The sequence below is a fragment of the Ktedonobacter sp. SOSP1-52 genome (assembly GCF_016587395.1).
Genome location: NZ_BNJH01000002.1, coordinates 2,332,203 through 2,355,688, shown reverse-complemented (window position 1 = coordinate 2,355,688; position 23,486 = coordinate 2,332,203). Strand labels below are relative to the sequence as shown.

Annotated in this window: 22 protein-coding genes; 7 read left to right on the top strand and 15 right to left on the bottom strand. The window is 55.3% G+C overall.

Annotation, left to right across the window (positions count from 1 at the left end):
* Positions 1 to 54 precede the first annotated feature (54 nt).
* Positions 55 to 297, top strand: a complete 243-nt coding sequence (locus JMJ16_RS25565) for a DUF2630 family protein (protein WP_201382523.1) — start codon at positions 55 to 57, stop codon at positions 295 to 297.
* Between the two features lie 69 nt (positions 298 to 366).
* Here the strand turns inward: JMJ16_RS25565 and JMJ16_RS25560 are convergent, their stop codons facing one another.
* The 6 genes from JMJ16_RS25560 to JMJ16_RS25535 all read right to left on the bottom strand — a co-directional run bounded on the left by JMJ16_RS25560 (position 367) and on the right by JMJ16_RS25535 (position 6,450).
* Entirely contained in the window at positions 367 to 1,179 is an 813-nt protein-coding gene (locus JMJ16_RS25560) for a 1-acyl-sn-glycerol-3-phosphate acyltransferase (protein WP_201386060.1), read from the bottom strand.
* Positions 1,176 to 1,862 carry a (d)CMP kinase gene (cmk, locus tag JMJ16_RS25555; RefSeq protein WP_201386059.1) on the bottom strand — a complete coding sequence of 229 codons (687 nt, stop codon included), beginning with the start codon at positions 1,860 to 1,862 and terminating at the stop codon, positions 1,176 to 1,178. The genes JMJ16_RS25560 and cmk overlap by 4 nt, the downstream gene beginning before the upstream one ends.
* A 207-nt stretch (positions 1,863 to 2,069) precedes the next feature.
* Positions 2,070 to 2,903 carry a pseudouridine synthase gene (locus tag JMJ16_RS25550; RefSeq protein WP_236601682.1) on the bottom strand — a complete coding sequence of 278 codons (834 nt, stop codon included), beginning with the start codon at positions 2,901 to 2,903 and terminating at the stop codon, positions 2,070 to 2,072.
* A complete protein-coding gene (locus JMJ16_RS25545; protein ID WP_201386058.1) occupies positions 2,876 to 4,084 on the bottom strand; it encodes a DUF2851 family protein in 1,209 nt (402 codons plus the stop codon). Before JMJ16_RS25545 ends, JMJ16_RS25550 begins: the two co-directional genes overlap by 28 nt.
* A 3-nt stretch (positions 4,085 to 4,087) precedes the next feature.
* On the bottom strand, positions 4,088 to 4,231 hold the full coding sequence (locus JMJ16_RS25540) for a hypothetical protein (RefSeq protein ID WP_201386056.1): 144 nt from the start codon (positions 4,229 to 4,231) through the stop codon (positions 4,088 to 4,090).
* Between the two features lie 47 nt (positions 4,232 to 4,278).
* Positions 4,279 to 6,450, bottom strand: coding sequence for a copper resistance protein CopC (locus tag JMJ16_RS25535; RefSeq protein ID WP_201386054.1), 2,172 nt, complete (start codon positions 6,448 to 6,450; stop codon positions 4,279 to 4,281).
* 464 nt (positions 6,451 to 6,914) lie between these two features.
* Between JMJ16_RS25535 and JMJ16_RS25530 the strand changes: the two genes are divergently transcribed.
* Positions 6,915 to 7,652 (top strand): ThuA domain-containing protein, encoded by a 738-nt coding sequence (locus tag JMJ16_RS25530; protein ID WP_201386052.1) that lies wholly within the window; start codon positions 6,915 to 6,917, stop codon positions 7,650 to 7,652.
* 87 nt (positions 7,653 to 7,739) lie between these two features.
* On the opposite strand, the gene JMJ16_RS25525 is transcribed toward JMJ16_RS25530, so the two are convergent.
* Positions 7,740 to 8,195: a nuclear transport factor 2 family protein gene (locus tag JMJ16_RS25525; RefSeq protein WP_201386051.1), complete on the bottom strand. Its 456-nt coding sequence runs from the start codon at positions 8,193 to 8,195 to the stop codon at positions 7,740 to 7,742.
* Between the two features lie 293 nt (positions 8,196 to 8,488).
* Between JMJ16_RS25525 and JMJ16_RS25520 the strand changes: the two genes are divergently transcribed.
* On the top strand, positions 8,489 to 9,109 hold the full coding sequence (locus JMJ16_RS25520) for a hypothetical protein (protein WP_201386049.1): 621 nt from the start codon (positions 8,489 to 8,491) through the stop codon (positions 9,107 to 9,109).
* Positions 9,110 to 9,163: 54 nt separating this feature from the next.
* On the opposite strand, the gene JMJ16_RS25515 is transcribed toward JMJ16_RS25520, so the two are convergent.
* From JMJ16_RS25515 to JMJ16_RS25500, 4 genes are all read right to left on the bottom strand, one after another.
* On the bottom strand, positions 9,164 to 10,279 hold the full coding sequence (locus JMJ16_RS25515; protein WP_201386048.1) for a class I SAM-dependent methyltransferase: 1,116 nt from the start codon (positions 10,277 to 10,279) through the stop codon (positions 9,164 to 9,166).
* A 5-nt stretch (positions 10,280 to 10,284) separates the two neighbouring features.
* On the bottom strand, positions 10,285 to 11,322 hold the full coding sequence (gene holA / locus JMJ16_RS25510; protein WP_201386045.1) for a DNA polymerase III subunit delta: 1,038 nt from the start codon (positions 11,320 to 11,322) through the stop codon (positions 10,285 to 10,287).
* Positions 11,323 to 11,347: 25 nt separating this feature from the next.
* Complete coding sequence (locus JMJ16_RS25505) at positions 11,348 to 11,695, bottom strand: PTS sucrose transporter subunit IIBC (RefSeq protein ID WP_201386043.1); 348 nt, start codon at positions 11,693 to 11,695, stop codon at positions 11,348 to 11,350.
* Between the two features lie 129 nt (positions 11,696 to 11,824).
* A complete protein-coding gene (locus JMJ16_RS25500) occupies positions 11,825 to 13,594 on the bottom strand; it encodes a bifunctional lysylphosphatidylglycerol flippase/synthetase MprF (RefSeq protein WP_201386042.1) in 1,770 nt (589 codons plus the stop codon).
* 472 nt (positions 13,595 to 14,066) lie between these two features.
* On the opposite strand from JMJ16_RS25500, the gene JMJ16_RS25495 reads away from it, so the two are divergent.
* Positions 14,067 to 14,435, top strand: coding sequence for a DUF4870 domain-containing protein (locus tag JMJ16_RS25495; protein WP_201369719.1), 369 nt, complete (start codon positions 14,067 to 14,069; stop codon positions 14,433 to 14,435).
* 75 nt (positions 14,436 to 14,510) lie between these two features.
* Here the strand turns inward: JMJ16_RS25495 and JMJ16_RS25490 are convergent, their stop codons facing one another.
* The 3 genes from JMJ16_RS25490 to JMJ16_RS25480 all read right to left on the bottom strand — a co-directional run bounded on the left by JMJ16_RS25490 (position 14,511) and on the right by JMJ16_RS25480 (position 16,540).
* Positions 14,511 to 15,011, bottom strand: a complete 501-nt coding sequence (locus JMJ16_RS25490) for a DUF6789 family protein (protein WP_201386037.1) — start codon at positions 15,009 to 15,011, stop codon at positions 14,511 to 14,513.
* A gap of 15 nt (positions 15,012 to 15,026) precedes the next feature.
* Positions 15,027 to 15,983: a DUF92 domain-containing protein gene (locus tag JMJ16_RS25485; RefSeq protein WP_201386035.1), complete on the bottom strand. Its 957-nt coding sequence runs from the start codon at positions 15,981 to 15,983 to the stop codon at positions 15,027 to 15,029.
* Positions 15,984 to 16,087: 104 nt separating this feature from the next.
* Positions 16,088 to 16,540: a RusA family crossover junction endodeoxyribonuclease gene (locus tag JMJ16_RS25480; RefSeq protein ID WP_201386033.1), complete on the bottom strand. Its 453-nt coding sequence runs from the start codon at positions 16,538 to 16,540 to the stop codon at positions 16,088 to 16,090.
* Between the two features lie 394 nt (positions 16,541 to 16,934).
* On the opposite strand from JMJ16_RS25480, the gene JMJ16_RS25475 reads away from it, so the two are divergent.
* From JMJ16_RS25475 to JMJ16_RS25465, 3 genes are all read left to right on the top strand, one after another.
* The gene (locus JMJ16_RS25475) at positions 16,935 to 18,596 is read left to right on the top strand and encodes a hypothetical protein (protein WP_201386031.1); all 1,662 of its coding nucleotides are present in this window, start codon (positions 16,935 to 16,937) and stop codon (positions 18,594 to 18,596) included.
* 25 nt (positions 18,597 to 18,621) lie between these two features.
* Entirely contained in the window at positions 18,622 to 20,499 is a 1,878-nt protein-coding gene (locus JMJ16_RS25470; protein ID WP_201386029.1) for a glutamate mutase L, read from the top strand.
* Positions 20,500 to 20,571: 72 nt separating this feature from the next.
* Entirely contained in the window at positions 20,572 to 21,534 is a 963-nt protein-coding gene (locus JMJ16_RS25465) for a hypothetical protein (RefSeq protein ID WP_201386026.1), read from the top strand.
* 183 nt (positions 21,535 to 21,717) lie between these two features.
* Here JMJ16_RS25465 and gpmI read toward each other — a convergent pair whose 3' ends face one another.
* Positions 21,718 to 23,301 (bottom strand): 2,3-bisphosphoglycerate-independent phosphoglycerate mutase, encoded by a 1,584-nt coding sequence (gene gpmI / locus JMJ16_RS25460; protein WP_201386024.1) that lies wholly within the window; start codon positions 23,299 to 23,301, stop codon positions 21,718 to 21,720.
* Positions 23,302 to 23,486: the final 185 nt, after the last annotated feature.

Here is a 23,486-nt window from a genome sequence, read left to right as displayed (position 1 = left end):
ACACCTTGTGTGCGGGCTATTTTAGAGTGTGTCACAGGAGAAAGGCGGAATTGCATGAACGATCAAGGTATTCTCAGACATATAGAAGAACTGGTCAACGAAGAGCATGAGCTGATGCAGAAGAAGGAGAATGGGGAGTTACAGGACGATCAGCATGAGCGTATTCACCAGTTAGAAGTCCAGCTAGACCAGTGCTGGGACCTCTTGCGTCAGCGCCGCGCGCGTCGCAACGTGGGGCAAGATCCCGATGCAGCCCAGGTGCGCGACCCCAATATTGTTGAGAACTACAAACAATAAGAGAATGTGGGAAGGGCGTCGCAATCGCGACGCCCTTCCCACATTCTCTTATTGTTTTATGCTGCTCGCTTAGTCGCGGGGGGCTTTCTCCGCGAACTCAGGAGGTAGATCGCTATAGACGCCGCGATACTGCGCGGGCAGCATCGACGCGATACTATACATGATCGTTTTCGTGGTCTCTTCAATGTCCTCGTTGGTGACCTTCTTGCCATTCTTCGGCGTAAAGACGATTGGCTTACCGTAGGTAATCGTCACCTTCGCGCCAAACTTCTTCAGGACGTTTTCGCTGCCATGAATGGCGACAGGAAGCACGGGGACGCCAGAGCGCAGCGCGATGTAGCTCATACCATTATTGCCCTTGGCGAGGGTATGGGAGCGGCTACGTGTGCCTTCAGCGAAGATAACAAAGATTTTGCCCTTCTTGAGCTGTTCATCGGCCGCCCGGAGCGCTCGACGGTCGGCTTCACCTCGCTTGACGGGGAAGGCTCCCAGGAAGCGCACCAGCCAGCCAACCTTGCCATGGAAAAGCTCTTCTTTCGCCATATAGACGACTTTCCCTGGAATGAAGAGGGGGACCAGGGGAACGTCGGTCCAGGAGAGATGGTTGCTGGCAATGATAAAGGGACCCTCTTTAGGGATGTTGTAGCGACTGCGTAGCTTGATACGCGAGACAAGCGAGAGCAGAATGATCGCCACTGTGCGGATGGCGTTATAGAGCACTGTTGGGGTCACATACGGATCATAGAGATTCTTCTCAGGTTTCGCCTTGGGCAAGGGGACCTGGACGACGGTCTTCTGGGGTGCCTCCTGGCCGTCACTGCCATTTGTGCCAGTGGGCGGAGGCGTCTGGGGGGCCGGCTGGGCTTGCTGCTCCTGGTTCATTTGTTTCCCTCCACATAGTGACAAATTTTATCTAGCACCTGCTCGATGCCGAGATTATCTGTCTCGATGATAATAGCGTCCTTCGCTGGTTGCATGTTTTTGCGATCAGTGTTATCGCGGCGCTCAACGTCGCTCATGACTTCTTCCAGACTGGGGAGCGCGGGATTATGTTCACCCATGCGCTCGACCATCTCTGTATGGCGGCGACGGGCGCGCTCGCGCAAGCTGGCGGTCAGGTAGATCTTAAGATCCGCGTCGGGCATGACCACCGAACCAATGTCGCGTCCAACCATGACAATATGCCCTTGCAAGCCAATGGCTCGCTGCTGGGCGATCAAAATAGAGCGCACCTGTGGATGTGCCGAGACGGGCGAGACGGCGCGTCCAACCTGTGTGCTGCGAATATCCCAGGTAATATCATGACCCTGAATGATGACAGTATATTGACGCCCATCGGCGATCTCGGGCTTGCTAATAAGAATGATATTCTGCTCAGCTAACTTGCCAAGCGTGGAACCATCGTTCAGATCTATTCCCTTTTGTAAGGCAAGCCAGGCAATGGCGCGATACATCGCTCCTGTATCGCAGTATAGATAGCCCAGCCGCCTGGCCAAGTGTTCTCCTATGGTACTTTTTCCTGCGCCAGCTGGTCCATCAATGGCGATACATCCCGGCTCTCGCATGAGTCCTCCACTTTGTGTTTATATCAAAGGGATTATATCATATCCATGCTCCTGTGTTGCTGCCTAAGCGTTTGCTTGTTTAGTTTGAAAGTAATGGGCAGGAGGCAGGATATCTCGCGTCTGCGGCGCTTGTCCGGTTAATGATGTGGCATAGCTCAGCAGTTGCAACTGCTGAGCTATGCCACATCATTAACTACGAAGAAATGGCTATTTGAGCAGAGCCTGGATCTCAGCAGGGGTTAGATGACGCCATTTGCCGAGTGCGACTCCCCGCAAGGTCAGGGAGCCGAGCCCTATGCGCCTGAGTTGCAGCACGGGGTGATCGACGGCCTGGAGCATGCGGCGTACCTGGCGCTTGCGTCCTTCGTGAATGGTCAGCGTCAGCCAGCTACTTCGCTCTGTGCTAGAGAGCTTGCGCACGCGCGCGGGCGAGCTGGTGTAGTGCTTGCCATCGTCCTCGGTGAAGGTCACCCCGTCGCGTAGCGCCTGAAGTGTTCGCTCTGTGGGGATGCCTTTGACCTGGACCTCGTAGTGCTTCTCTTTCTCATAGCGCGGGTGGGTCAGGTGCTGGGCGAAGGCTCCATCATTGGTAAGCAGTAAGAGTCCGCTAGTGTCGCGGTCCAGGCGCCCTACAGGGTAGAGGCGCAGACTACGCAGCTCGGGTGGAAGCAGGTCCAGAACTGTAGCGCGCCCCTCGGGATCGCTGACGGTACTGACGTAGCCCGCAGGTTTATGTAGCAGCAGGTAGGCATGCGGCGCCTTGGCCTGGATCTCTTTCCCATCGACCACGATGCGGTCCTGCCCCGGCTGCACGCGTGTGCCTTGCACGGTAATAATGGTGCCATTGACGCGCACGCGTCCCTGGACAATCAGATCCTCGGCGTGGCGACGTGAGGCCACGCCCGCGTGTGCCAGAAAGCGGGCCAGGCGCTCACCCTGGGCTTCCTGATTGCTAGCTTGCCCCTGTGCTGATAATTCCTCGGGCATGTCGGAACCCGCTTGTTCTCTCTGCTTCATAATGCCTTTCGACCCGCGATACATCGCGTACACTCCTTGGTGCGGCAGGTTTGTTGATAAATATAATGTAGTCCCTGTTGCTGGCAGGCTCCTCCTGGCTCACCAGGTAGCTGAAACTGCGCGCTCATCATACGTGTCACCTGGTTGGATGGTAGGTCTGGATAGCTGGCGTAGAGCTGGCGTGCGCATTCATATAGTACAGTATCTTGTTCGCGTAGAGCGACGGCTGCCGCGAAGGGCAGGACCACGTTGCAAATAAGTATATCAGTGCGTGCAAGACTGAGATTGAGCTGGGTGAAGATACGCCGGAGCGACCAGATACTGGATAGGCTATCATGCGCCTCTCCTGGTGTGAGTATAGTTCGTAAACGCTGCCAGAGTGGCGTTATCTGTGCCTGCTCTATGAGGTGACGGAGTGCACGTAGGCGCTGGGCATCCAGGGGGGCTGGCCGTGCGGCGCGCCCCTCTGGTTCGGGAAGGATGCCAGGAAGGCCCATGAGCCGTAGAGATGTAGCGCGGAAGAAGGCCCGGTCGCGCCCATAGGCCAGGCCCTCGCCAAGGGCTGGCAAGAGGTAGTGATCGTAGAGGGTCTCGTCGTCATGTTTGGGCGTAGAGAGCGCACGTAGCTGTGTACTGAATAGCTCGCTCTTTTGCTCAAAGCGTAGTAAGCCTGCTCGATGGAGGAGTTGCTGGCGCTCACTCTCTGTCAGGGCTGGTATGATCTCCTGGCAAGGCCAGGAAGGCAGGGCTGCTCCTAGAAGCTGTAGAGCCTGCTCCTCAGCGGGCAGGTCCGCCAGGGTGCAGGTGGGAATGCTTAGCCCATCCTGGCACAGAATAGGCTGAGTGATATCGTAGTGCAGGACGACGTGTAGTATAACCCGGTTGTAGCGCCTATCGCTCTCGTGGTGATGATTATACCAATCGCTGGCGCGCACATGAAACTCAACATCGCCACAGAGGCGCGGAGCCTGGAGGACCTGGCGCAGGCTAGCCGGGGCTAGCGGCGAGGACGATGCCAGGGGGCGTAGGACCGCGTCGCGTATATCCGGCCCTTTAGAGCCGCCCGGGCGCCCGGCGAAGAGGAGTTGATAGGTCTCGCCCGTATCTAGAGGTAGAAGTGTATCCAGGGGCAGGTGCCACCAGCGGCGCGCAACCTCTGTCTCATCCGGCAGATGCCTGTATGACTGCTCGACAAGAAGAAGCATCGCTTACCGCTCTCTGCGCTTTTTCGTGGCGCTTACCGCTTTGACCTGCTTGATAGTGCTGCGAATGGCCTGTTCTGTTGCTTCAGCGATGGCGCGAGCGGCGAGCGCTCGCGCTTTCCCCGTAGATTGATGCTCAGGTGTTGTCATCGAAGAACCGCCTCCCACCTTCAAACTAACTTCGTCTACATTCCTGATCAATTGATATTTACCTGAAACTGTGTTTGGATTGGATCATGTCCGGTCCGTGCGACCTTGACATCAATCGTCCAGACGCCACTCATGCTAAAGGTCTGTTGCTTGTCAAAGACGGCAACATAGGTTGCGCTGTCGTTGCCTTTGACGACTGTCTGTGTCGTTCCCATATCCATGGCTACCATGTTGAGGGTGAGTGTTACCTGGGCATCGGTGACGGGCTGCCCCGCTGCATCTTTGATGGTTAGGACCACTGTATTACTCTCGTTGAGCCTGGCTGGCGTCACCAGTAGCGAGAGCGAGAGATCGCCTACCTGGCGCGTCTGCGTAGCCGGGGCGCTGGCTGCTTGAGACGTACTGGCGCTGTAGTTTACCTCGGGATAGACAATAGGGGGTGCGTAAAAGGCCAGAAGCGCCAGGCAGAGCAGCACACCGGCGCCTATGATCGACTGCGCGCTGACCACCTGTTTTAGCGTGCGCCCTGTGTTAAGCAAGACGGACTGGCGAGCGCGGCGCGTGGGCAGGTCGGAGGTGACGACCGGTAGGAAGAGCGCCTGGCGCATCAACTTAGGCCGTAATACCGCCATGCCGACCCAGCTAAAGATCAACATCAGCACGAGGAGCACAAACAGGACCAGTAGCGTGTGCCCATAGGGATCTTGCAAGAACGCCTCTCGGTTCGGAATGCTGGCTTCGCAGAGGTAGAAACCGCTTGCCAGGAGCGCCGCGATACTACCCAGTTGGAAGGGCGTGAAGCGTCGCTGGATGACCACCAGGGCATCAGCATAGTGATCTCGCTCGACTGCTGAGAGAAGTGGAAACAGGATAAAGCCCAGGTAGGTGAGCCCACCCAACCATATGCCAAGGCTGACCAGGCTGATCCAATCGAAGAGGACCGCGCTGGCATGTGGTTGCAAGACCTGTGCGGCCTCACTTGAGAGCGAACGTGTGAGCAGGATCAAGCCGCCCAGGGCGAGCCATATTGGTGCGTAGCCATGTTGTGAAGGGGCGAGCCTGCCCGGCCTGCTCTCCTGATCGCGTGCGACTTCGCGCGTATCGTGCGTCAGACTACGCGTCGTCCCTGGATTGGATGAACGCTTCCCAGGGTTCGAGGCCTTCTTGCCTGGATTTGATCCGGTAGGTTGCTTCAATGAACTGGTAATGCTTGCGCCTGTCGTGTTCAGCGCACGCGTCGCGCTAGTGACAATACCAAGTTGCCCCGTGACTGGACTGAGGGAGCCTGTGATTGAACCCAACGCTCCGGTGCGTGTGACCAGGCGCGGGGTGGGAGTGGCTGGATAGTTCTTCAGGTTTAAGCGCCGCGTCCAATAGAGGAGGCCCATCGCGACGAGGATCAGCGCCAGGCGGATGATGAGCAGCATACCGTACGTGGTTTGCAGGAGCATGGCGAGCATAGAGCTGAAAGAGAAGCTGCTATCAAGCGTCTGCGACATCTGGGCCACACGCAGGATAAAGGTCACACACTCGCCAATCAGCAGCGCACATAAGCAGAGCCATTGTAGAGAGGTTGTGCGCTTGCGGGCGCGTTCAAGCAACGATTGAATACGTGATTGCCTGGCAAGAATCCAGTTCTCTGTAATAAGCAGGCCTATCCAGAAGGTGAGCGCGATGAGAACGAGCCAGTCCCAACCTACGCTCAGGATGCTCAGAGTCGTGAACTGGCGAGAGCCTCCTGTGCCATAGAGATTATTGCTTGTTGCCGGACCAAGCACCTTCTGTCCCGAGATACCCAGGCTGGAGACCGCGACATCAAAGCCAATAATGCCTTTGGTTGTTTGTCCATCATTCGCCGCGACCGCGACCCACTTGATTTCATAGCTACCTTCGGGCAGAGAATCGGGGGACTGGAGGGGAATGTTGAGCTGGCGTGGATTGGCATGAGAAACGCTGGCCTGTCCATCGGTGACATCGACAAGCGTCCCCTTCTGTAGCGAGTAAATATGCGCGCTACTGAGTGTACTGATTGGAGCATTAAAAGTGATGTGTGCGACGCTGGGGACTTTGGCGATTGTTGAGCCATCGACCGGGTCAGAACCAATGACGAAGGCGTGCGCCTGCGCCACTGGTGGGGGCGTGCAGAGCAGCCAGCCCATATGCATCACCAGAGCCAGGATACATGAGAGTAAAATAACAAGCAGTCTGCGCTTTTGCATGATGACCTTGAAGCCTTACTTTTCTCTACCTACTTCTGATCCGAAAACCCTGAGCGCGCGGCCGCTGTGCCCCGAATGAGGGAAGCGCTAGGCACGCCAGTGACGTTGGGTTTCGGAATAAGATCTTAAAAAACCAGCCAGTACATGCAGCTATCAGCTATACGCATGCCTATATTGTGGAACAAATATATCTCAGTTTTACACGGACAGGAAGTTTGGATAGATGTATGTATGTGGATTGTACCTCAGGCAGCCGTATGTCGCAACATATTAGGTTCTATATGTACGTGGGTACTGTTAGATAAGTTTCACCTGGATACTGTTGTGGCTCTGTTCTGATTATGGGTATTGCCTGGTTGATTGCTGAGCGCAAGTGTTACAATGAAGGTGAATTGGCCCTTGCCTACGTTGGCGAGGGCTGTAGTGAAAATAAGTGCATGTAGAGAAGCTAGAAAGAGGGTGCGATGACTGCAAGTTCATCTACGAAACTACGCGTAACAGTGTGGAACGAGTTTCGCCACGAACGCCACAGCAAAGAGGTTCAGAAGCACTATCCGGAAGGTATTCATAAAACTATCGCCGGTTTTCTTGGCGAGGCAGGCCTGGAGGTGCGCACTGCGACCCTTGATGAGCCAGAGCATGGCCTGACCCAGGAAGTGCTGGATTCAACGGATGTGCTGACCTGGTGGGGGCATATGGCTCATGGCGATGTCAGCGATGAGATCGTCGAGCGCGTGTACAAGCGCGTACTGGACGGTATGGGTCTGATCGTGCTGCATTCGGGACACTTCTCCAAAATCTTCCGTAAGTTGATGGGCACAACCTGCGATCTCAAATGGCGCGAGAGCGGTGATCGTGAGCGCCTCTGGGTGGTCGCGCCAGGACACCCCATTACTGAGGGCCTGGGCGACTACTTTGAGATCGAAGAGGAGGAGATGTACGGCGAGCACTTCGACATTCCCGCCCCCGAGACGCTAGTCTTTATTAGCTGGTTTACTGGTGGAGAGGTCTTCCGTAGTGGCGCCTGCTATACACGAGGTCGCGGCAAGATCTTCTATTTCCGCCCTGGCCACGAAACGTTGCCAACCTACCATAATAAAGATGTGCAGCGTGTGATTGTGAATGGCGTGCACTGGGCTGCTCCCACACCTGGGTTGCCCCGCGTCTTTGGCAATACTCCCGCCCTGGAAGGCTCCAAATAAGCTTAATTTGGCAAGGGATAAAAATGTGATGCGTCCTGGTCGTCTACGGTGACCAGGACGCATCACATTTTTATCTCTGCTATTTTTTCACTGTATGATGGGAATATCGATCCCTAATTGCGCGATTAAGCCTTTGATGCCGCCACCATAAATCTGCTCGACCTCGATACGCTGTATCTTCTCGTCACCCAGAATGTAGATGACATTCTCCGAGGGCATGGAGATACTCTGGGCAGTTTGTGGGATGGGTGGCGTCCCCAACACTGGAATAATAAATGAATTACTTTGATAACCAGTAACCTGCCAGGTCGCGCTGACTCTATTTTCACCCTCCTCCAACACATTGTGCAAATTATAGGTGAGACCGGGAAAACCCTCCTCAAGCGCGTGTACAACCTCTAAAAATCCATGTCGGTCTAGTGGCCTGGGGGTCCAACCCGAGAAAACAAAGTTATCGGATAGGTAGCCCTCATAGATGTCCTGCTCATTATTGTCAAGCGCCGACATAAAATCACGCACGATCTCGATCTCTCTCTCGCTCATCCTGATATGCTCCTCTCTATGCCAGGGATGTTATAACGCTTCTAAGAGAGACACGCTTTGTGGAGGCGAGAAGTAGATTCCTGCTTGTGCTTACTATCTCTCCTAAAAAGATGCTCCTCAAAGTTAGGCTGAATAGTATCACTGGGTCAGAAACCATGCGAGCAAGCGAATGCTGTAGCAGGACTAAAAACACGTAACTTGCTGATTTGTGCTTTGATGATCTATACTACATGTAGAAATAGCAGAGCTGTAGATTATGTGTAGTGTTGTTGTGTAGTGTTAAGGAGGCGTGTATGCTTAGTCGGGGGATACAGCTATTTCTCGTCGTGGCTTTGATTGTGTTCCTCGTGTTTCTCTTTCATCCAGAGTATATAGCGAATGCTGGCAATGCGCCGTTGAAGTCTGTGGATGGCTCCAATGCTTCGGGAACAGCTCAACTCATCCCTGAACAGAGTGGAGGTGGAAGTGACTTCCAGGTGGCATTGCAGGGTTTGAAAAACAACTTCAAGTACGCGGTCACTCTGGATAAGGAGCGTTGTGGAGGCAGCTCAGTCGCAACAATTGGCACCGTGGCTTCAGACCAGGGAGGAAACGCCCTGGTAACGGTTGGACACAATGATCTCAATGCCAACCTACAACAGGGCTTGTGGATTGATGTGCGCCGGGGAGACGCCTCCGGACCGAGCGTGGCCTGTGGGCAATTGCAGTTGAATAGCCAGCAACTCGCGCAGTTCAATACCAGTCAGAGCAGCCAGGTGAACCTTCTGAGCGCGAATACGAGCAAAGTGACTCCGACTACCAGCACCAGCAGTGGTACCATCTGGGATAATCTGCTCGTGGGTTTTCCCCAAACAGGCGCGGGCCCTGGCAATAGCCATAGCTACGACAACTATACCTATCCCCGTAAGCGCTAGGGATTTCAGGCAAGGTGCCACCCGAGCGACGCTCAATGCTGGCTTGCACAGCTCTTAGCGTTTGAGGATTAAGACTTTGAAGCCGCCCAGGCCGCTCGGGCTGGTCAGCGCGGAGACGCGTTGGCGCACATTGTACCATTGGAGCAGTTGTACCTGGCCCTGGTTGCTGGCCCGATTCTGCATATCATCAAGCGCGGCAAAATCGCGCTGACGGATACGTTCCAGTTCCTCATAGATTCCCATGTCTGTGAGCCAGGAGCGCTGCGTCGTGAATTTGTGGAGGCGCAGTCCCTGGCGCCTTCCCTCTTCAATGAGCGTGCTAAAGTTGACGTGCGCGGTAATATCCTGCTCACCGGGACGCAGTAAAGGGCGTTCGGTGAGCTGGTGCTGGTAGTAGCAAGCCAGCGTCCCAGTAAAGCGCTCAGGGATATAGAGCTGGCGCGCCAGGTCACCATAATCGATAGCGAGGAGAAAGCCACGTCGCTTGCGTTTGGGATTTGAGCCGAGCAGGAGCTGGGCCGAGCGCCTCATCCAATGACGAGCATCCAGGTTAATCTCGGCACGCCAGCCATCGGGATAGGTGCGCCAGGGAATCTTATAGTCATCCAGGTAGCTCGCGACCTCCTCACTACTGGGCGCCTGGAGCAACTCGCTCAATCTTCCGTTCTGTTCGCCTACATAGACCTCATACAGCTCACTGCCACGCTTCTCAACGAGATGGACGGGAAAGGCATCTACCAACTCATTGGAGAGCAGGACAGTAGGTGCCTGTTCAGAAGCGGCTGAGAGGGCATCCTCGCCCGCGCCGATGTCGCTACTCACGTAGTGCAGGGCCTGGTGAAAGGCGGGGTGTTCTTGGCTCGCCCAGGCGCGGATGCCCTCTCCTAAGAGACCCCGATTGGCCCCCTGTTCTAACACGAGAAAGTGCGCAGGTTGCTTGAGCATCTCCCACATCTGGAGCAGTTGCCGTCCTGTACAGTGGGCAAAGATTTCGGAGACATCACTACTGGTGAAGAAATCGCCCTCCCAGCCCACGCGTGCCTTGCCGCTGACATAGTAGCCCTGTCCTGGTTCATAGAGGGCCATCCGCATATACTCAGCGAAGGGAATGGGGCCGTGCTGGTGTATGGTGTCGAGAATATGTGCTTGAAGTGGTGTGGTTGTGTGCATGTGCTCTATGTGCCGAAGTTAACGACCAGCAGGTCGAGCGCCATCTCTGGTTCCAGGCGGCTACGCTTGAGTGCAGCGTCAGTATCCAGGAGCTGGCGATAGGTATGTTCGAGCTGGGCCGCACTAAAATTATGCACCTGGCGCAAGGCTTTCTCCGCCACAAAGGGTGCGATACCCAGGGTAGAGGCGACCTGTCCGCCGCGCATCCCCTTCTGGGCCAGTTCCTTGACCAGGAGCAGGGTACGTACCTGGGAGGTAATGAGACCTATCAGCTTGAGAGGGGCTTCCCCATCGGCCAGAAGATCATGGAGAATATTGAGGGCCTGTTTGCGATTCTTCTGGGCCAGGGCATCCGTGAGATCGAAGATGCGTGCCTCCTGCACCTGTGCCGAGAGCGTACGTACCTCCTGTACTGTAATCGTGCCACCTGGACCCACGTATGTGGCCAGCTTTTGCAGCTCATTGGCCAGTAAGCGCAACTGATTGCCGATAAAGTTGGCGAGTAAAGTCGTAGCCTCGGGGGCGATCTTGACATCCAGGGCGCGGGCGCGGGTAGCGATCCAGCGTTCGAGCTGTGCGCCCTGGGGTTGTGTACTCAGCGTGGCTTTCCCATGTTGCTCAGCGGCCTTGACCAGGGGATTTGCCTTGTCCAAGGCCTCTTCAACGATGAGAATGAGCACAGTGCTCTCTGGCATCTGACCGACGTGTTCTGCCAGGGCCTTCTCATAGGCGGCACGTGTGAGGGCGCCACCCTTCGCGCCTTTCTTGCCACGCTTTCCCCTGGCACCTTTAGCGGCCTCCTCCTGCGGAGCAGCAGAGGTGGTTGAGGACTCTCCGCGTTTCTTCTTGGGGAGCCCATCAATAACCACCAGGCGCTGCTCAGAGAGAAAAGGCTGTGTTCCGCTGGCCATCATAATTGTTTTCAGATCCGCCGTCGTACCATCATAGGTATCCTGGTTGAAGCCGAAATCGCTTTGTTGACGCAGCTTTTTGAGAAGTTCGCGACTGGTGAACTCATCATCGCCATGCAGGAGGTAGAACATACGTGTGCAGCCTAAAGCCGAAAGGCTATTCGTGAGCGGGACGACGATAATCGCGGTTGCTTCTGTTTGCCACCAGAACGTCGACCAAAACACCGCCAGCCAGGCCGAGGATGGAGCAGAAGAGCGCCGAAGCGAAGAAGGCCGCACCGGGATTCGAGGAGAGCACAGGGGGATCAGAAACTAGGGTACCAATCCAGGCATAGATCGCTACGAAGCCAATGAAAGATCCCAGGAGTGCCCCGAGAATCGCGAAGACACGATGCTTAATCGCGCTAAACCAGAACGCGAGAAAGAGCGCGATTGGCAGCGAGATGAGAAAACCAAAGAAATCACCAATGAAAATACCATCAAGTGGGTTGATATGCAAAGCCATTATAGCAGCCTCCTGAAGGATGGTTAGAGTCGATAAACTATGTTTCATTATACGGCAATTTCGCCAGTGCGACAACTGAGGCAGAAGTTGTCTCAGAGATAAGAGGGGGTGGCTTATTATTGTAAGTGTCTAGACTGCGCTTGTGTGTGTCGCCTTGAGCATCTCCAGGCGCTTGAGGCGGCGTTGCATACGCCGCTGCTTGAGGCTATGGCGTATAACGCTGAGCATAGAGACATCCTGGTGGGCGCGATAGAGTGCCCAGCCAATCTTTGGCAGGCTCAGGGCATCTGAGTAGACCAGGAAGCGGCTCTCCCAGGCGGGATGAAACTTCTTTTTGAAGTTGAAGAGCGACTGGTTCTTGGTGGGATCGCCAAAGCGATTACTCAGGAAATCGATGCTGCTCCCCAGGAAGGTATCATCATCCGCGTTAACGTCACTGAGCGGTGCCAGGCCCAGGCTCATCATGGTCGCGCCCGTATTTTTGATGAATTCAATTGAGCGTGCAAGCAATAGTTCCATCGTGCCAGGGGCGGGCTGTTCGGCGCGGCGCATCAGGTCAAGCCCCCAACCATTGCGACCATAGATGGGCACGAAAGAGACGAAGGCGTGAACCTTGTTACGGTCATCGACGGCAACGGCATAGATCAGCTCTTCATCACCTGCGGGATCGAAGTGTCCCATGCTAAAGCCCATCTCTGTGCCACCTTTTTCATCGAGCCAGCGCTGGGAGATGCCCTCCATCTGCGCAAGCTGTTCCAGGTTGGTCACATGACCGTTGTAGAAGTCGATATGAACGTTGTCTTTCTCGGCGCGTTTGGCGCTTGAGCGTACATTGGCCATCGCCCCACCTTTCAAGGTAAAGGTCTGGGGGTTGATGACTGCATCTTCACCAATTTTAATCAGGTGCAGGCCCAGGGTCTGATAGAGTGGTTTTAACTCATCACGGATCTGCCAGAAGACCACGGTCCAGTCCTGCTTATTGCAGAACTCTACAAACTCACGCATGATAATGGGGAGTTCCGTCTCTGGTCCAATGGGGTCGCCTGCTACCACTGCTGTACTGCCCTCCAGAACATAGCTAATGACCGCTCGCTCTGAGGAGGAGAAGAAGTAGAGCTTCTCTTCGGTGAGTGTGAAGTAGGCGATGGAGTTTTTGCCATGGAGATGGGCTAGCTCCCGGGCCTTGCGGCGCTCAGTATGTTCAGGTAGGAAGGCGGCGGCCACGGGGCGGAAGATCTGGATCATACCATAGAGCACGGCACAGATGCAAAGCGTGCGCAGAATGGGTGCGAAGAGAAAGGCTGGCGATGACATCGGAACATGTAGGTGTGCACGGGTAAAAATGCGGAAAGTCAGGCCTGTAAAGCCGATGCGCCGCGAGATTGGTTCTAGGTCATCAAAGAGGGCCAGGAAGCCACCGATGGCGTAGAAGAAGACGATGCCCAGGCTTAGGACCAGGGCGGCGTAACCACGTAGAACCGAAGGTGGATCGCTGCGTGCCTGGAAGAAGCGAACTGAACAGGCTATCAAGATGGCCAGAACCATTGCACTAACGGTAGCCAGGATCGAGCCACCGCGAAGCACATGCAGAAAGAATGCAGAGAGGAGGAGCAGAAAAATGCTGATCAGCCAGGCGTGACGTTTCCCCCGAGCCAGGCCATACGAGAGCATAATGAGGAAAAAGCCCACTACAACAGTGAGTACCTGCGCCCGTAGTTGCGTATGGGGCAGCATCGCTGGCCACTGACCAAACTGTAAGACCCAATCAAACCTGGGCAGAAACGCTGAGAGCATATCTGAAAGCCCAATCAGGCAGGTAATTACTGCCAGGGCATAGCACACAATATGTTTTAATGGTCGGTTGGCTGGGATGCGAAGCGAAACACTCTCTTTTTGCATAGAGCTATTACAGAAAGCGGCACCATACTCCGTGTCACCTGTTGAGGAAGGAAGGCCGCGCTCCTTTCTTTGACTGAAATTCACCCTTCCCTACGGAGAGGACATTTTGAATAGCTTCTCCGAAAACCCTGAGCGCGGAGCGCTAGGCACGCAAGTGACGTTGGGTTTCGGAATAAGATCTTGGGGGAATGCCCTGGAAACTCCCCATGTAAGCAGTTACTACACAAAGTATAATTATGTTCAAAACAATGTATTTTTGCGCCACAAAAATATATGTTTTGGTGATTGTCTGGGTGCAGCGCCTCCTATTGATAATAGACGTATACTTACCTCAAAAGTCTCGTCTCTATTACCGATTTGGTACAGGTACTTGCAACACATCTATTGAGCAATGCGTATATAAGACAAGCAAAAGACTTGATGAAGCATATATGTATAAGGCTATACAGCTAGGAAAATGAGGAGCAGGGTAATGATGCATCGAGCAACCTCTTTAGGCTTGAATGAGCGTGTTGAGCGTGTACTGGCGTATGCACTCTTCTGGGTTTCAGGCCTATTCTTTTTCTTTCTTGAGAAGAACCGCCGGGTTCGTTGGCACGCCCTACAATCACTCATTACTTTTGGGGCACTCTCCCTGGTGATTTACGGGGTCGGAATGTTACGAGCCATGTTGAACCTGATTCCTCTGCTGCGCTTGATCACGAATTTTGGCCTGGGCCTGTTTATTGATATGTTGTGGTGGGCCTGGGCGCTACTCTGGATCTGGCTAATGATCATGGCGTGGGTCAAGCCCGATTATCGCTTGCCCTTTGTAGGTGAGTGGGTGCGGCACATCGTCTAGATCAGCACCTGCAGTGCTTTATACAGAGTGAAGAGTGTGATGGTAGGCTGGCTCTGCCAGCCTACCATCACACTCTTATTTACCTCTTTTATCACTGTTGGGATAGAGAAACCCTAGAGCCAGGCCATAGGAGGCGTGGCGAAGCATATTTTGCCAGAATGAGCGCCAGCGGAAGAGGTGGGGCATCTCGCCATTGCGAATTAAGGGATGGTACTTATCGGCCAGGGGTGTAATCCACCAGATGACGAAGACAAAGGCCTCGCCAAAAATTGTGCCCCGTAGCCAGGCTGGCCCTGGCAAGAAGCGTTTGACGACCGCGGCATAGAGTTCTGCCAGAGCCACACCATTCAGGAAGTGTAGCAGCCAGGCCAGAGCGTTGATGCGTTTGCTTCGCTTCTCGCCAGCGAGCATCCCTTCTAGAAAGCGTACATCGCTGAAACGGTTCCCGATAAGAAATTTATCGCTCTCCATGGCGATACTATAAATGAGGGTTGCTATAAGGCCTGCGAAGGCGGCCCGCCCCGGTTTCCAATCGCGAGCGAGCAAGCCTGGAAGCATCTTCCCTACTTTTTTCACGTTATCTCCATCTCTTCAATGTGTGCGGGACGTGCCTCTTGCTAAAAAGATTGCTACAATAGACCCACACAATGTAGCCAGGAAGTTGACTGTATCGTTATTGATATGACGAGATCCGCGCAGAAAGAGGGTCGGTGTCCCACAATTATGGACCCGGCGCTCGGTCTCTTTGGCGCATTGTGGGCAATAGTACATGGCCTGGACGGTTGCGCCCAGCAGGCTGTCAAAGAGGCTGCCAGTCAGGCCGCTGAGCAGGGCGATAAGAGGTAGGCGGCGCGCAAAGCGATCTCTCGGCTGCATGAGCCAGTTAAAAAGTCCCAGAGAGAGCGCTCCCGCCGCTGAGGCCGTGGTTCCCAGGGGCGTAATCCCACCTGAGGTACCTGGCGTTGTGACACGGCCATTCGTAATCAGGCGTGGAGCGTGAGGGCTGAGAACGCCTAGCTCCGTGGCCCAGGTATCGGCGTTGGCCGTGGCGAGCGCACCTATATAGCCAGCGTGCAAGGCCTGGCTTGCCTGGGCATTGCTGCTAAGCGCGTGTGCGCTTGCCAGGAGCGAAGCGACTCCACCGTTGGCCATGACCTGGGCGAAGTCGCGTTGCGTGCCCTTGCTAAACTTATCAGCGGCAGTGGCAGCCTTCTCTTGTGCGCGAAAGTGTGAAAAGAGGCTGGACGAGACAAAAAAGAAGATCAACGAGAGTCCCCAGGAGTTTCCTCCTAGCCCAAAAGTGGAGGTGCCGGTGATGACCGCGCCAGCGACTCCACTGCGATCAAGGGAGCGCCTGCGATAGGCGAGGGTACTAATACCCGCACTTAAGAGCAGGCCGAGAGCGACACGAGGGAGCCGGTGTGTTAACATACTGGGCAGCGGGGCCTGGGGCCTGGGAGCTCGAATCGCATCTTTTATGACGTACTCACGCCAGCGAGGCTGACCAGTAACTCTGTTATAGGTGCGTCTACATGCTTGGAGAAACATCAAAAGTACCTCTTAAAGAATTGTTTGCGCATTCTGTTACAGATTATAATCCTTATCAGTTTTATCATAGAGACAGGCTTTGTTGACTGGCAAGGGGAATCTGTTTAGCTGAGAAGAATGTACTCTTTATCAAACTGCCAGTCGTCAATGACCTCAAGCTCAACGTAGAGATGTGGATGAAGTGGATTAATGTGCTTTGTAAGATGGATGTCGACAATCCGGTTATCATTGATGTTAAGCTCCTGGCAAAGCGCGTCTTGAGTGATCTTGAGTCCTCCATCCAGGTCCCGTTTGAGCGGGGTGGAGAAGAAGAAGTCCAGAAAGAGTGCCAGATAGCCTTGTTGAAATCGCTGTCGTAGTGCATCATGGAGTGTACCCTGGCGTTCGAGCGCGCGTATGGCGTCGCGCACCTGGCGCTTAAATTGGCGTGCAACAGCCGTGCTGACGCGGTGTCCATTGACCGTCGCATATTGCTCGTTGATGCTGGGTGGGAGCGGGAGGGTCAGACGGAGCAGAGCCGGCGCAGGCCTGGATATACCCGGTGGCTGTTCTGACATGGATGGTCTCCTGGTAGGTAGTACTTTTGGAATCGACAACGCGTGTATTGTATCATATCAGCATGCCTTATTATGCAAGTTATCACACGTATCTGACCGACAATACGTCTGTGACCTGGTACCTGGAAATGGTTGGCTGCTATTTCACTGCTTAAAGATGAAGAAGCGTGTGCGTTCACCCGCTTGGAGACACGCGCGTGTATGGAGAAGCTCTGAAGGATAAAAGCAATTTTGGAACGCTGCAAGCGCATCTCGTCGATGCGCCAGGGCTTCGCTTGCGCACAGCATAGTACTGCTAGAAGCGTCTTGTTCTTGTGGTTGGGCGAGTACCCTAGCAGGAAAGTATATGGCTACGTTGTATAACAAGCGAGACTGGCGAAAGTGAGGAGTTATTGTGATTAGATGTAACCGTTGTGGGAATGTCTCCCCTGCTAGTGCGGGGCAGTGCCAGATGTGTGGTGCGCCGCTTGCTAGCAGTGTCGAAAATGGGCAGCCACTTGAAAACTGGCAGACGGGAAATATGGTCCCTGGCCGGAGTGGGCAGGGTCAGCAGGAACTTCCCGCGTGGCTAGAATCGCTACGCGCTGGAGAGATGTCGGCTGCGCCTCCCAAGAGCCCAGCGAACTTTACGGCTGGGGACCTGGTTGAAGAGGGATCGTTACCGACATGGATGCGTTCAGAGCGGGGTGAGACCGGAGAGGTGCCGCTACGTCCCTCGGGCTTTTCGGCCGCGACCACTGGCGAGGGGGGCATGCCCAAGCAGGGCTTCGACGCGAATTCCTTGATTGATGAGAATTCGCTACCGTCCTGGATGCACGAGGGGAAGAAGAATGAAAGCGCTCCTCTGCCTCAGGGCTTTAATGCCTCTAGCCTGGTAGACTCCGAGGCGCTGCCCGAGTGGATGCGTCAGATCCATCCGCAGGCTCAGGCTTCCTCACCCATGACGCCTACTCAGCAGCCTGCGCCAGCCATGCCAAATATCGCGCAGACACCACAGCCAGCGTCGATGCCTCCAATGCCAGCCGTGCCAGAGCCATTCACACAGGCGCCTTCTCCCTTCAATTCCACGCAGAATGCGGCGGCAGAGGTGAATTCTGGTGCTTTCTCGGCCAATTCGCTGATTGATCCACAGGCCCTCCCTTCCTGGATGAAGGAGAATGAGGCGGGCGGCGCTCAGAACCCTGCTAGCGCACAGTCGTTTCAGCCAGGCTTTGCCGCTTCATCGCTGATTGACGCGAATGCACTTCCAGGCTGGATGCGTGAGAATGAGCAAGGTGCCCCATCGCAGTCAAACCCGGCAGCGAACGCTGGGGGTGCTATCTCTGCATCGTCTTTTGTTGATGTAAATGCCCTGCCTAGTTGGATGCGCGAAGGTGAAGGCTATGCTCAGGGGGGCGTGTCCACAGGCTCGCAAAGCGCTAATCAGGCGAGCATGCGTGTACCCAGTCGCCCACGTAGTGAGGTGAGTTCCACCGAGGGCAGTGAAGTCGCAGCCAATGTCTTCGCTTCAATGCTAGGTGTGGCCTCGGCGGCGCCACAATTCCCCGGGCAGCCACCAATGCAGCCACAGCAGCCACAACAATTACAGCCAGGTTCGGCTCCAATGAGCAACGGTTCACCCTTTATGGGTGGAGCGCCAGGCGTACAGGGTCCCGCTTCTATGGGTATGCCGCAGGGACCTACTTCCTCGCCAATGCCTCAGCCAGGTGGATATGCAGGGAGCGGTTCATTACCGGGTGGTATGCAAGGCGCAATGCCTGGTATGATGGGGCAGCCGCCACAGCCTCAGCCAGGTCAGAGCATGTCTGGCATTTATAATAATCCCTACGCCTATGGCAACGCGCCTGCTGCGAATCCTAATCCCTACAGCATGGGTGGAAACAGTCCGATGCCTATGGGGGGTATGGGGCAGATGCCAAATAACACTAATAATATGCCCGGCGCGATGCCTTCACAGAGTGGTATTGGTCCAATGGCGGAGCAGTCCCGATTGGAGTCGCAGAAACCCGCGAAACGTGGGTTGTTCAATGCGATCCGTGAGCTATTCTTCCGCTAATTATTAGAGGAGTGGTTATCCAGAGATGTACACACAACCCTATCCAGAGGGCGGACAGGGGCCAGCACAACAAAATCAACCTCCCGCGATGGCCAATTCATTGCTCGTCGCTGACTGTGGGACCGTCTTTACGAAGGTCTCACTTTTTGGGCTTGTTGAGGGCCAGTATCGCTTGATGGCGCGTGGAGAAGCGCCAACTACTATCGTACCTCCGCATGAAGATATAACCCGGGGCGTGATGCAAGCGCTCAATACCATTGAGTTCGTGACAGGCCGTAAGCTGGTGAAAGATGGCTTGGTTCTGACGCCAGAGCAGTCAAATGGCGATGGGGTGGATGCCTTTATTGCTACTATCAGCGCGGGTGGCCCACTGCGCCTGGTCGTTTTAGGTGCCATCGATGCCAAATTAGAGAGTCTCGCTTCTCAGGCGATTTCAGGCCTATACGCGGAGATGCACGTTATCCCGGCCCCCTCGTTTCAGGCGGCAACCTCGCGGACCCCTCTTTCAGTGGGGGCAGCGGGGGCGGAGGAGAAAGCGCCCACCGAGACCTCCTCCTGGACACAGGAGCGCGTCACCAAAGAGTGGGAGCGCCAGCTGGCGCGTATGCGCGAGCTACAGCCACAGGGAGCCTTAATTGTAGGCATGACTGATAGTCCCGCAGGCCCCAGTCCTCTGCAAGAGGCGTGCCAGTTGCTAGTCAACGCGGATCGCCAGCGCAGGGAGCTCGGGAGCAAGGCTGGCGAAGTGCCAACCCTGTATGCCGGGGCACCCCAATATGTAGAAGCCGTGCGGCGTATGCTCAAGGGTGTCTCCACTGTGACACGCCTGGATGCGCTAACCGCTTCCGAGCAGTTGGGCCAGGTGAGTCTGGCTGTTGGTGGCCTGCATGGGCGCAATGTAATCCAGAGCTTGCCAGGGTATGCGCGCTTACACGAGTGGTCGGGTGGGGCCGCGCCTGTTGCGACCGCTACCTCACTAAGCAGTCTGGTGCGTTTCCTGGCGCAACACTATGCCATGAATGTGACCGCGGTTGATGTGGGTGGGCTGACAACAACAGTGATGCTGGCTGGTGAGCAGGGCGAATTTGTGCCCACTGTAAATGCTGGTATTGGTGTTGGGCCAGGCCTGAGCGCGTTGTTGCAGCGTGTTGGTTGGCAACGTGTCGGTCGCTGGCTACCTTTTGTGGTGACGGAAGAGGAACTGCGCCAGTACGCGCTAAATCAGATGGCGCATCCCGCCTCTCTCCCCACGAGTTCGCGCGAGTTAGCCTTTAGCCAGGCTTTTGCGCGTGAAGCAATGATGATCACCATGGAGGAGGCTCAGAAGGCCAGCGGCGATGAACTCAACCCTGATCTCATTCTTGCTACAGGCGGTATTCTGGCCCATACACCCAAATATAGCCAGGCGGCGATGATGCTGCTTGATGCGCTCCAGCCACGTGGTATTACGTCACTCGTACTGGATCGCACCATGCTGATCTCGCAACTGGGGGCTGTTGCCAGTATCGCGCCCATTGTTGCGGTGCAGGTGAATGAGAATGATGCCGTTTCGCACCGCCTGGGAACTTGTGTGATCCCCTATGGCGATTTGAAATCAGGGCAATTAGCCGTGCGTGTTGGTGTAGAATATAGTAATGGACGCCAGATTAATGTCGATGTAATGGCTGGCTCTATCGAGGTCATTCCTCTGAAGGTAAACGAGCAAGCCCTGTTGACCCTCTTCCCCGCACCGGGAGTTGATGTGGGTCTTGGTCCTGGCGAGCGTGCGCGTGCTGCCGAAGAGATCGATGGTGGCCTGGTGGGCCTGATTATCGACGCACGTGGGCGTCCCCTGGCGCTTCCTGCAAATGATGTGGAGCGGCATGCCCGCCTCACACAATGGATGCAGGCGTTGAACGTCTAAATGCCTTTCAAAATGGATGCGGGCGTGCAGTAGCACCCTGGCGATAAGCAGAGACATCCGGGAGGTCAAGCCATGGCCAATCTTCTTGGTTGGTTGGTGGTTCCACGCATACAGGTGCAGCGCGAGCGCTGGCCTGGTGCTCACACAATCAAAGCGATACCCCTGGTTCAGCCCGGTCAGGAGGTCCTGCCTGACCAACCTGTTCTGCAAATCGAAGCAACGAAAGCGCTTTATGAGCCGTTGGCGCGAGCATCGCTCGCGCCACGGCTTATTTCATCTTCACCTGGCTCGCATGAACTGGTGCTCGCTGGTCTCCGTGGGCGTGTTCTGGCTGTGACACCACGTAATGGTGTGCTTATAGAGAGTCGTGCGGCAGTTGTTCAGGGCTGCATGGGCGCGGGCTATCAGGTCGTAGGGAAACTGGTCATGTGGGATGGCAAGGCAATTAGCGAGGAGCTCCCTGGTTCGCTGCTCATTGTGCCCGGCCCGGCGAATCTCGCGTTACTGCACCAGGCCCTACAAGCGAAAGCCATAGGCCTGGTTGCCAGCAGTATTGCGCTGCCTGACCTAGAAGGCTTTCTGCATACCGACCTGCTGCAACTCTTCGTCAGCCGGGATATTGAACTGGCCTCCTCTTATTTACCACCATTAACCCTACTTTTTACCGAGGGCGTAGGCGAGTTTCCTATGCCAGAGAGTTTGAAGGGCATATTGCAAAGCTATGAAGGCTCCTTCGCGCTCCTATTAGGTCTGACCTCCCTGGCGCATCACCTGTTGCCCGAACTGGTGATCTCGTTGCCAGCGGAGGAGACTGGGCCTGATTGGCAGCCAGTTGTGCCCAGACATGCCTTAAAGATAGGCATCTCGGTGCGTGTCATGGGGGGAGAGTACGCGGGTGTAAGTGGTATCCTGGACCATCTGTTTTCTCATGAGCAGCAGTTTCCCTCCGGCATTCGCGCCCGTGCCGCGCGTGTGCAATTGGAGAGTGGAGCATATATCATTGTTCCTATAGTACACCTGGAACGTATCGGATGACGAGGTTATCCACAAATGAAGGCAGTTATCCACAAATTTACTAGCGTTTTGTGGATAACTTGTCAAGCGTTTACAGCGTAGGTAGTAATATTGAGCTATATGGGAGGCGCGCGGAGAGGCCGACACGTGCTTCAGCAGCTTCGGCCTTCTCGCGCCTCCCACCCTCTCTACTTCTCTTTGTGGCTAGAATTGGAGCAGGGAGTGTCCCGACATCTCTTTGGGTTGGGGAATATTCATCAGTTGTAGGAGGGTGGGAGCGACATCGGCCAGAATACCGTCGGTGCGTAGTTTCGCCTGAGCCAGTTGAGGCGATATCAAGTAGAAGGGGACCGGGTTAGTGGTGTGAGCGGTAAAAGGTTTGCCAGTATCGTACTCGATCAACTGTTCCGCATTGCCGTGATCGGCGGTAATCAAGACGCTACCGCCAGTGGCGAGCGTGGCCTCAACAACCTGCCCAACCCCCGTATCCACGGCCTCAACCGCCTTCACGGCGGCATCGATCACGCCGGTATGCCCCACCATATCCGCGTTGGCGTAGTTCATGACCACGAAATCATAGTCGCCACTGCGAATATGCTCGATGGCGGTCCTGGTAATGCCAGCCGCGCTCATCTCAGGTTGCAGGTCATAGGTGGGAACTTTAGGCGAGGGTACGAGGTCGCGATCTTCACCGCTGAACGGAGTTTCGCGGCGCCCATTGATAAAGTAAGTGACATGGGCATACTTCTCTGTCTCGGCGGTATGGAACTGGCGCAGGCCACGCTCAGCAATGACGCGTGCCAGGGGCATCTCAACCTCGTCTGCACGATAGGCTACCCCGGCATCCAGGCCTGCTTCGTACTCAGTCATCATGACAAAGGCCAGGTCGGCGAGTCTGGGGCCGCGTGCGAATTTTTCCTCGGCCTGTGGAGGCAGTTCAGGCATGACAAAGGCCTTGGTAAGCTGGCGCGCGCGATCCGGGCGGAAGTTATAGTGGATGACGGCATCCCCCGCCTGAACAGTAGCCACAGGCTTGCTATGCTCCATAATGACGGTCGGGAGGATAAACTCATCGGTCACTTTCTGATCGTATGACTGCTGGATGGCTTCCAGGGCTGAGCTGGCCTGCAAGCCCTCGCCCCTGGTCATCGCCAGGTAGGTCTTGCCAGTGCGATCCCAGCGGTTATCACGATCCATGGCATAGTAACGCCCGGAGACTGTCGCGACCCTGGCGGCGTGTTCGCCACCTATCTCCTGTGCGCGGGCCTGTAAGCGTTTCATAAACTCGACCCCGCCAGTGGGCGAGGCGTCGCGCCCATCGGTAAATGAGTGGATATACACACGCTCCAGGTCATGCATATGAGCCAGGGTGAGAAGGGCCTCCAGGTGGCTCTCATGCGCGTGCACACCGCCGTTGCCGAGCAGACCACAGATATGTAGCTGGGAGTTGTTTTTCTTCACATGCTCGATGGCCTTTAAGAAGGCGGGATTCTGAAAGAAACTGCCATCGCGAATCGACTCACTGACACGCGTATAGTCTTGCAGGACACGCTTGCCTGCGCCGATGTTCTGGTGTCCAACCTCGGAGTTGCCCATCTGCCCATCGGGAAGACCCACAGCCTCACCGGAGGTCTTGACCGCTGTGTGGGACCACACGCGCCCAAGTTTATCGAGGCTAGGGGTATGTGCCAGCGCAATGGCATTCCCCTCGGTGCGTGGATTAATGCCCCAGCCGTCCATGATAATGAGGACAAAAGGGCTTTTGCGTCCAGCAGGTGTAATACTCATCTCAACAGAACTCCATTGAAGTTATTGTAGTGCTCATTTGCCCCTCCATTGTAGCATGCTGAGGAAGAGTGGAGTATGCTGTGATCCCTCGCGCCTGCGGTGCTCACTTGCGCATGGGCGAAGTTGGTTGTATCTAATGCTACCTCTGTTTCGTGTCCCGAGTAGAGATGAGTATCTTTCCCTTG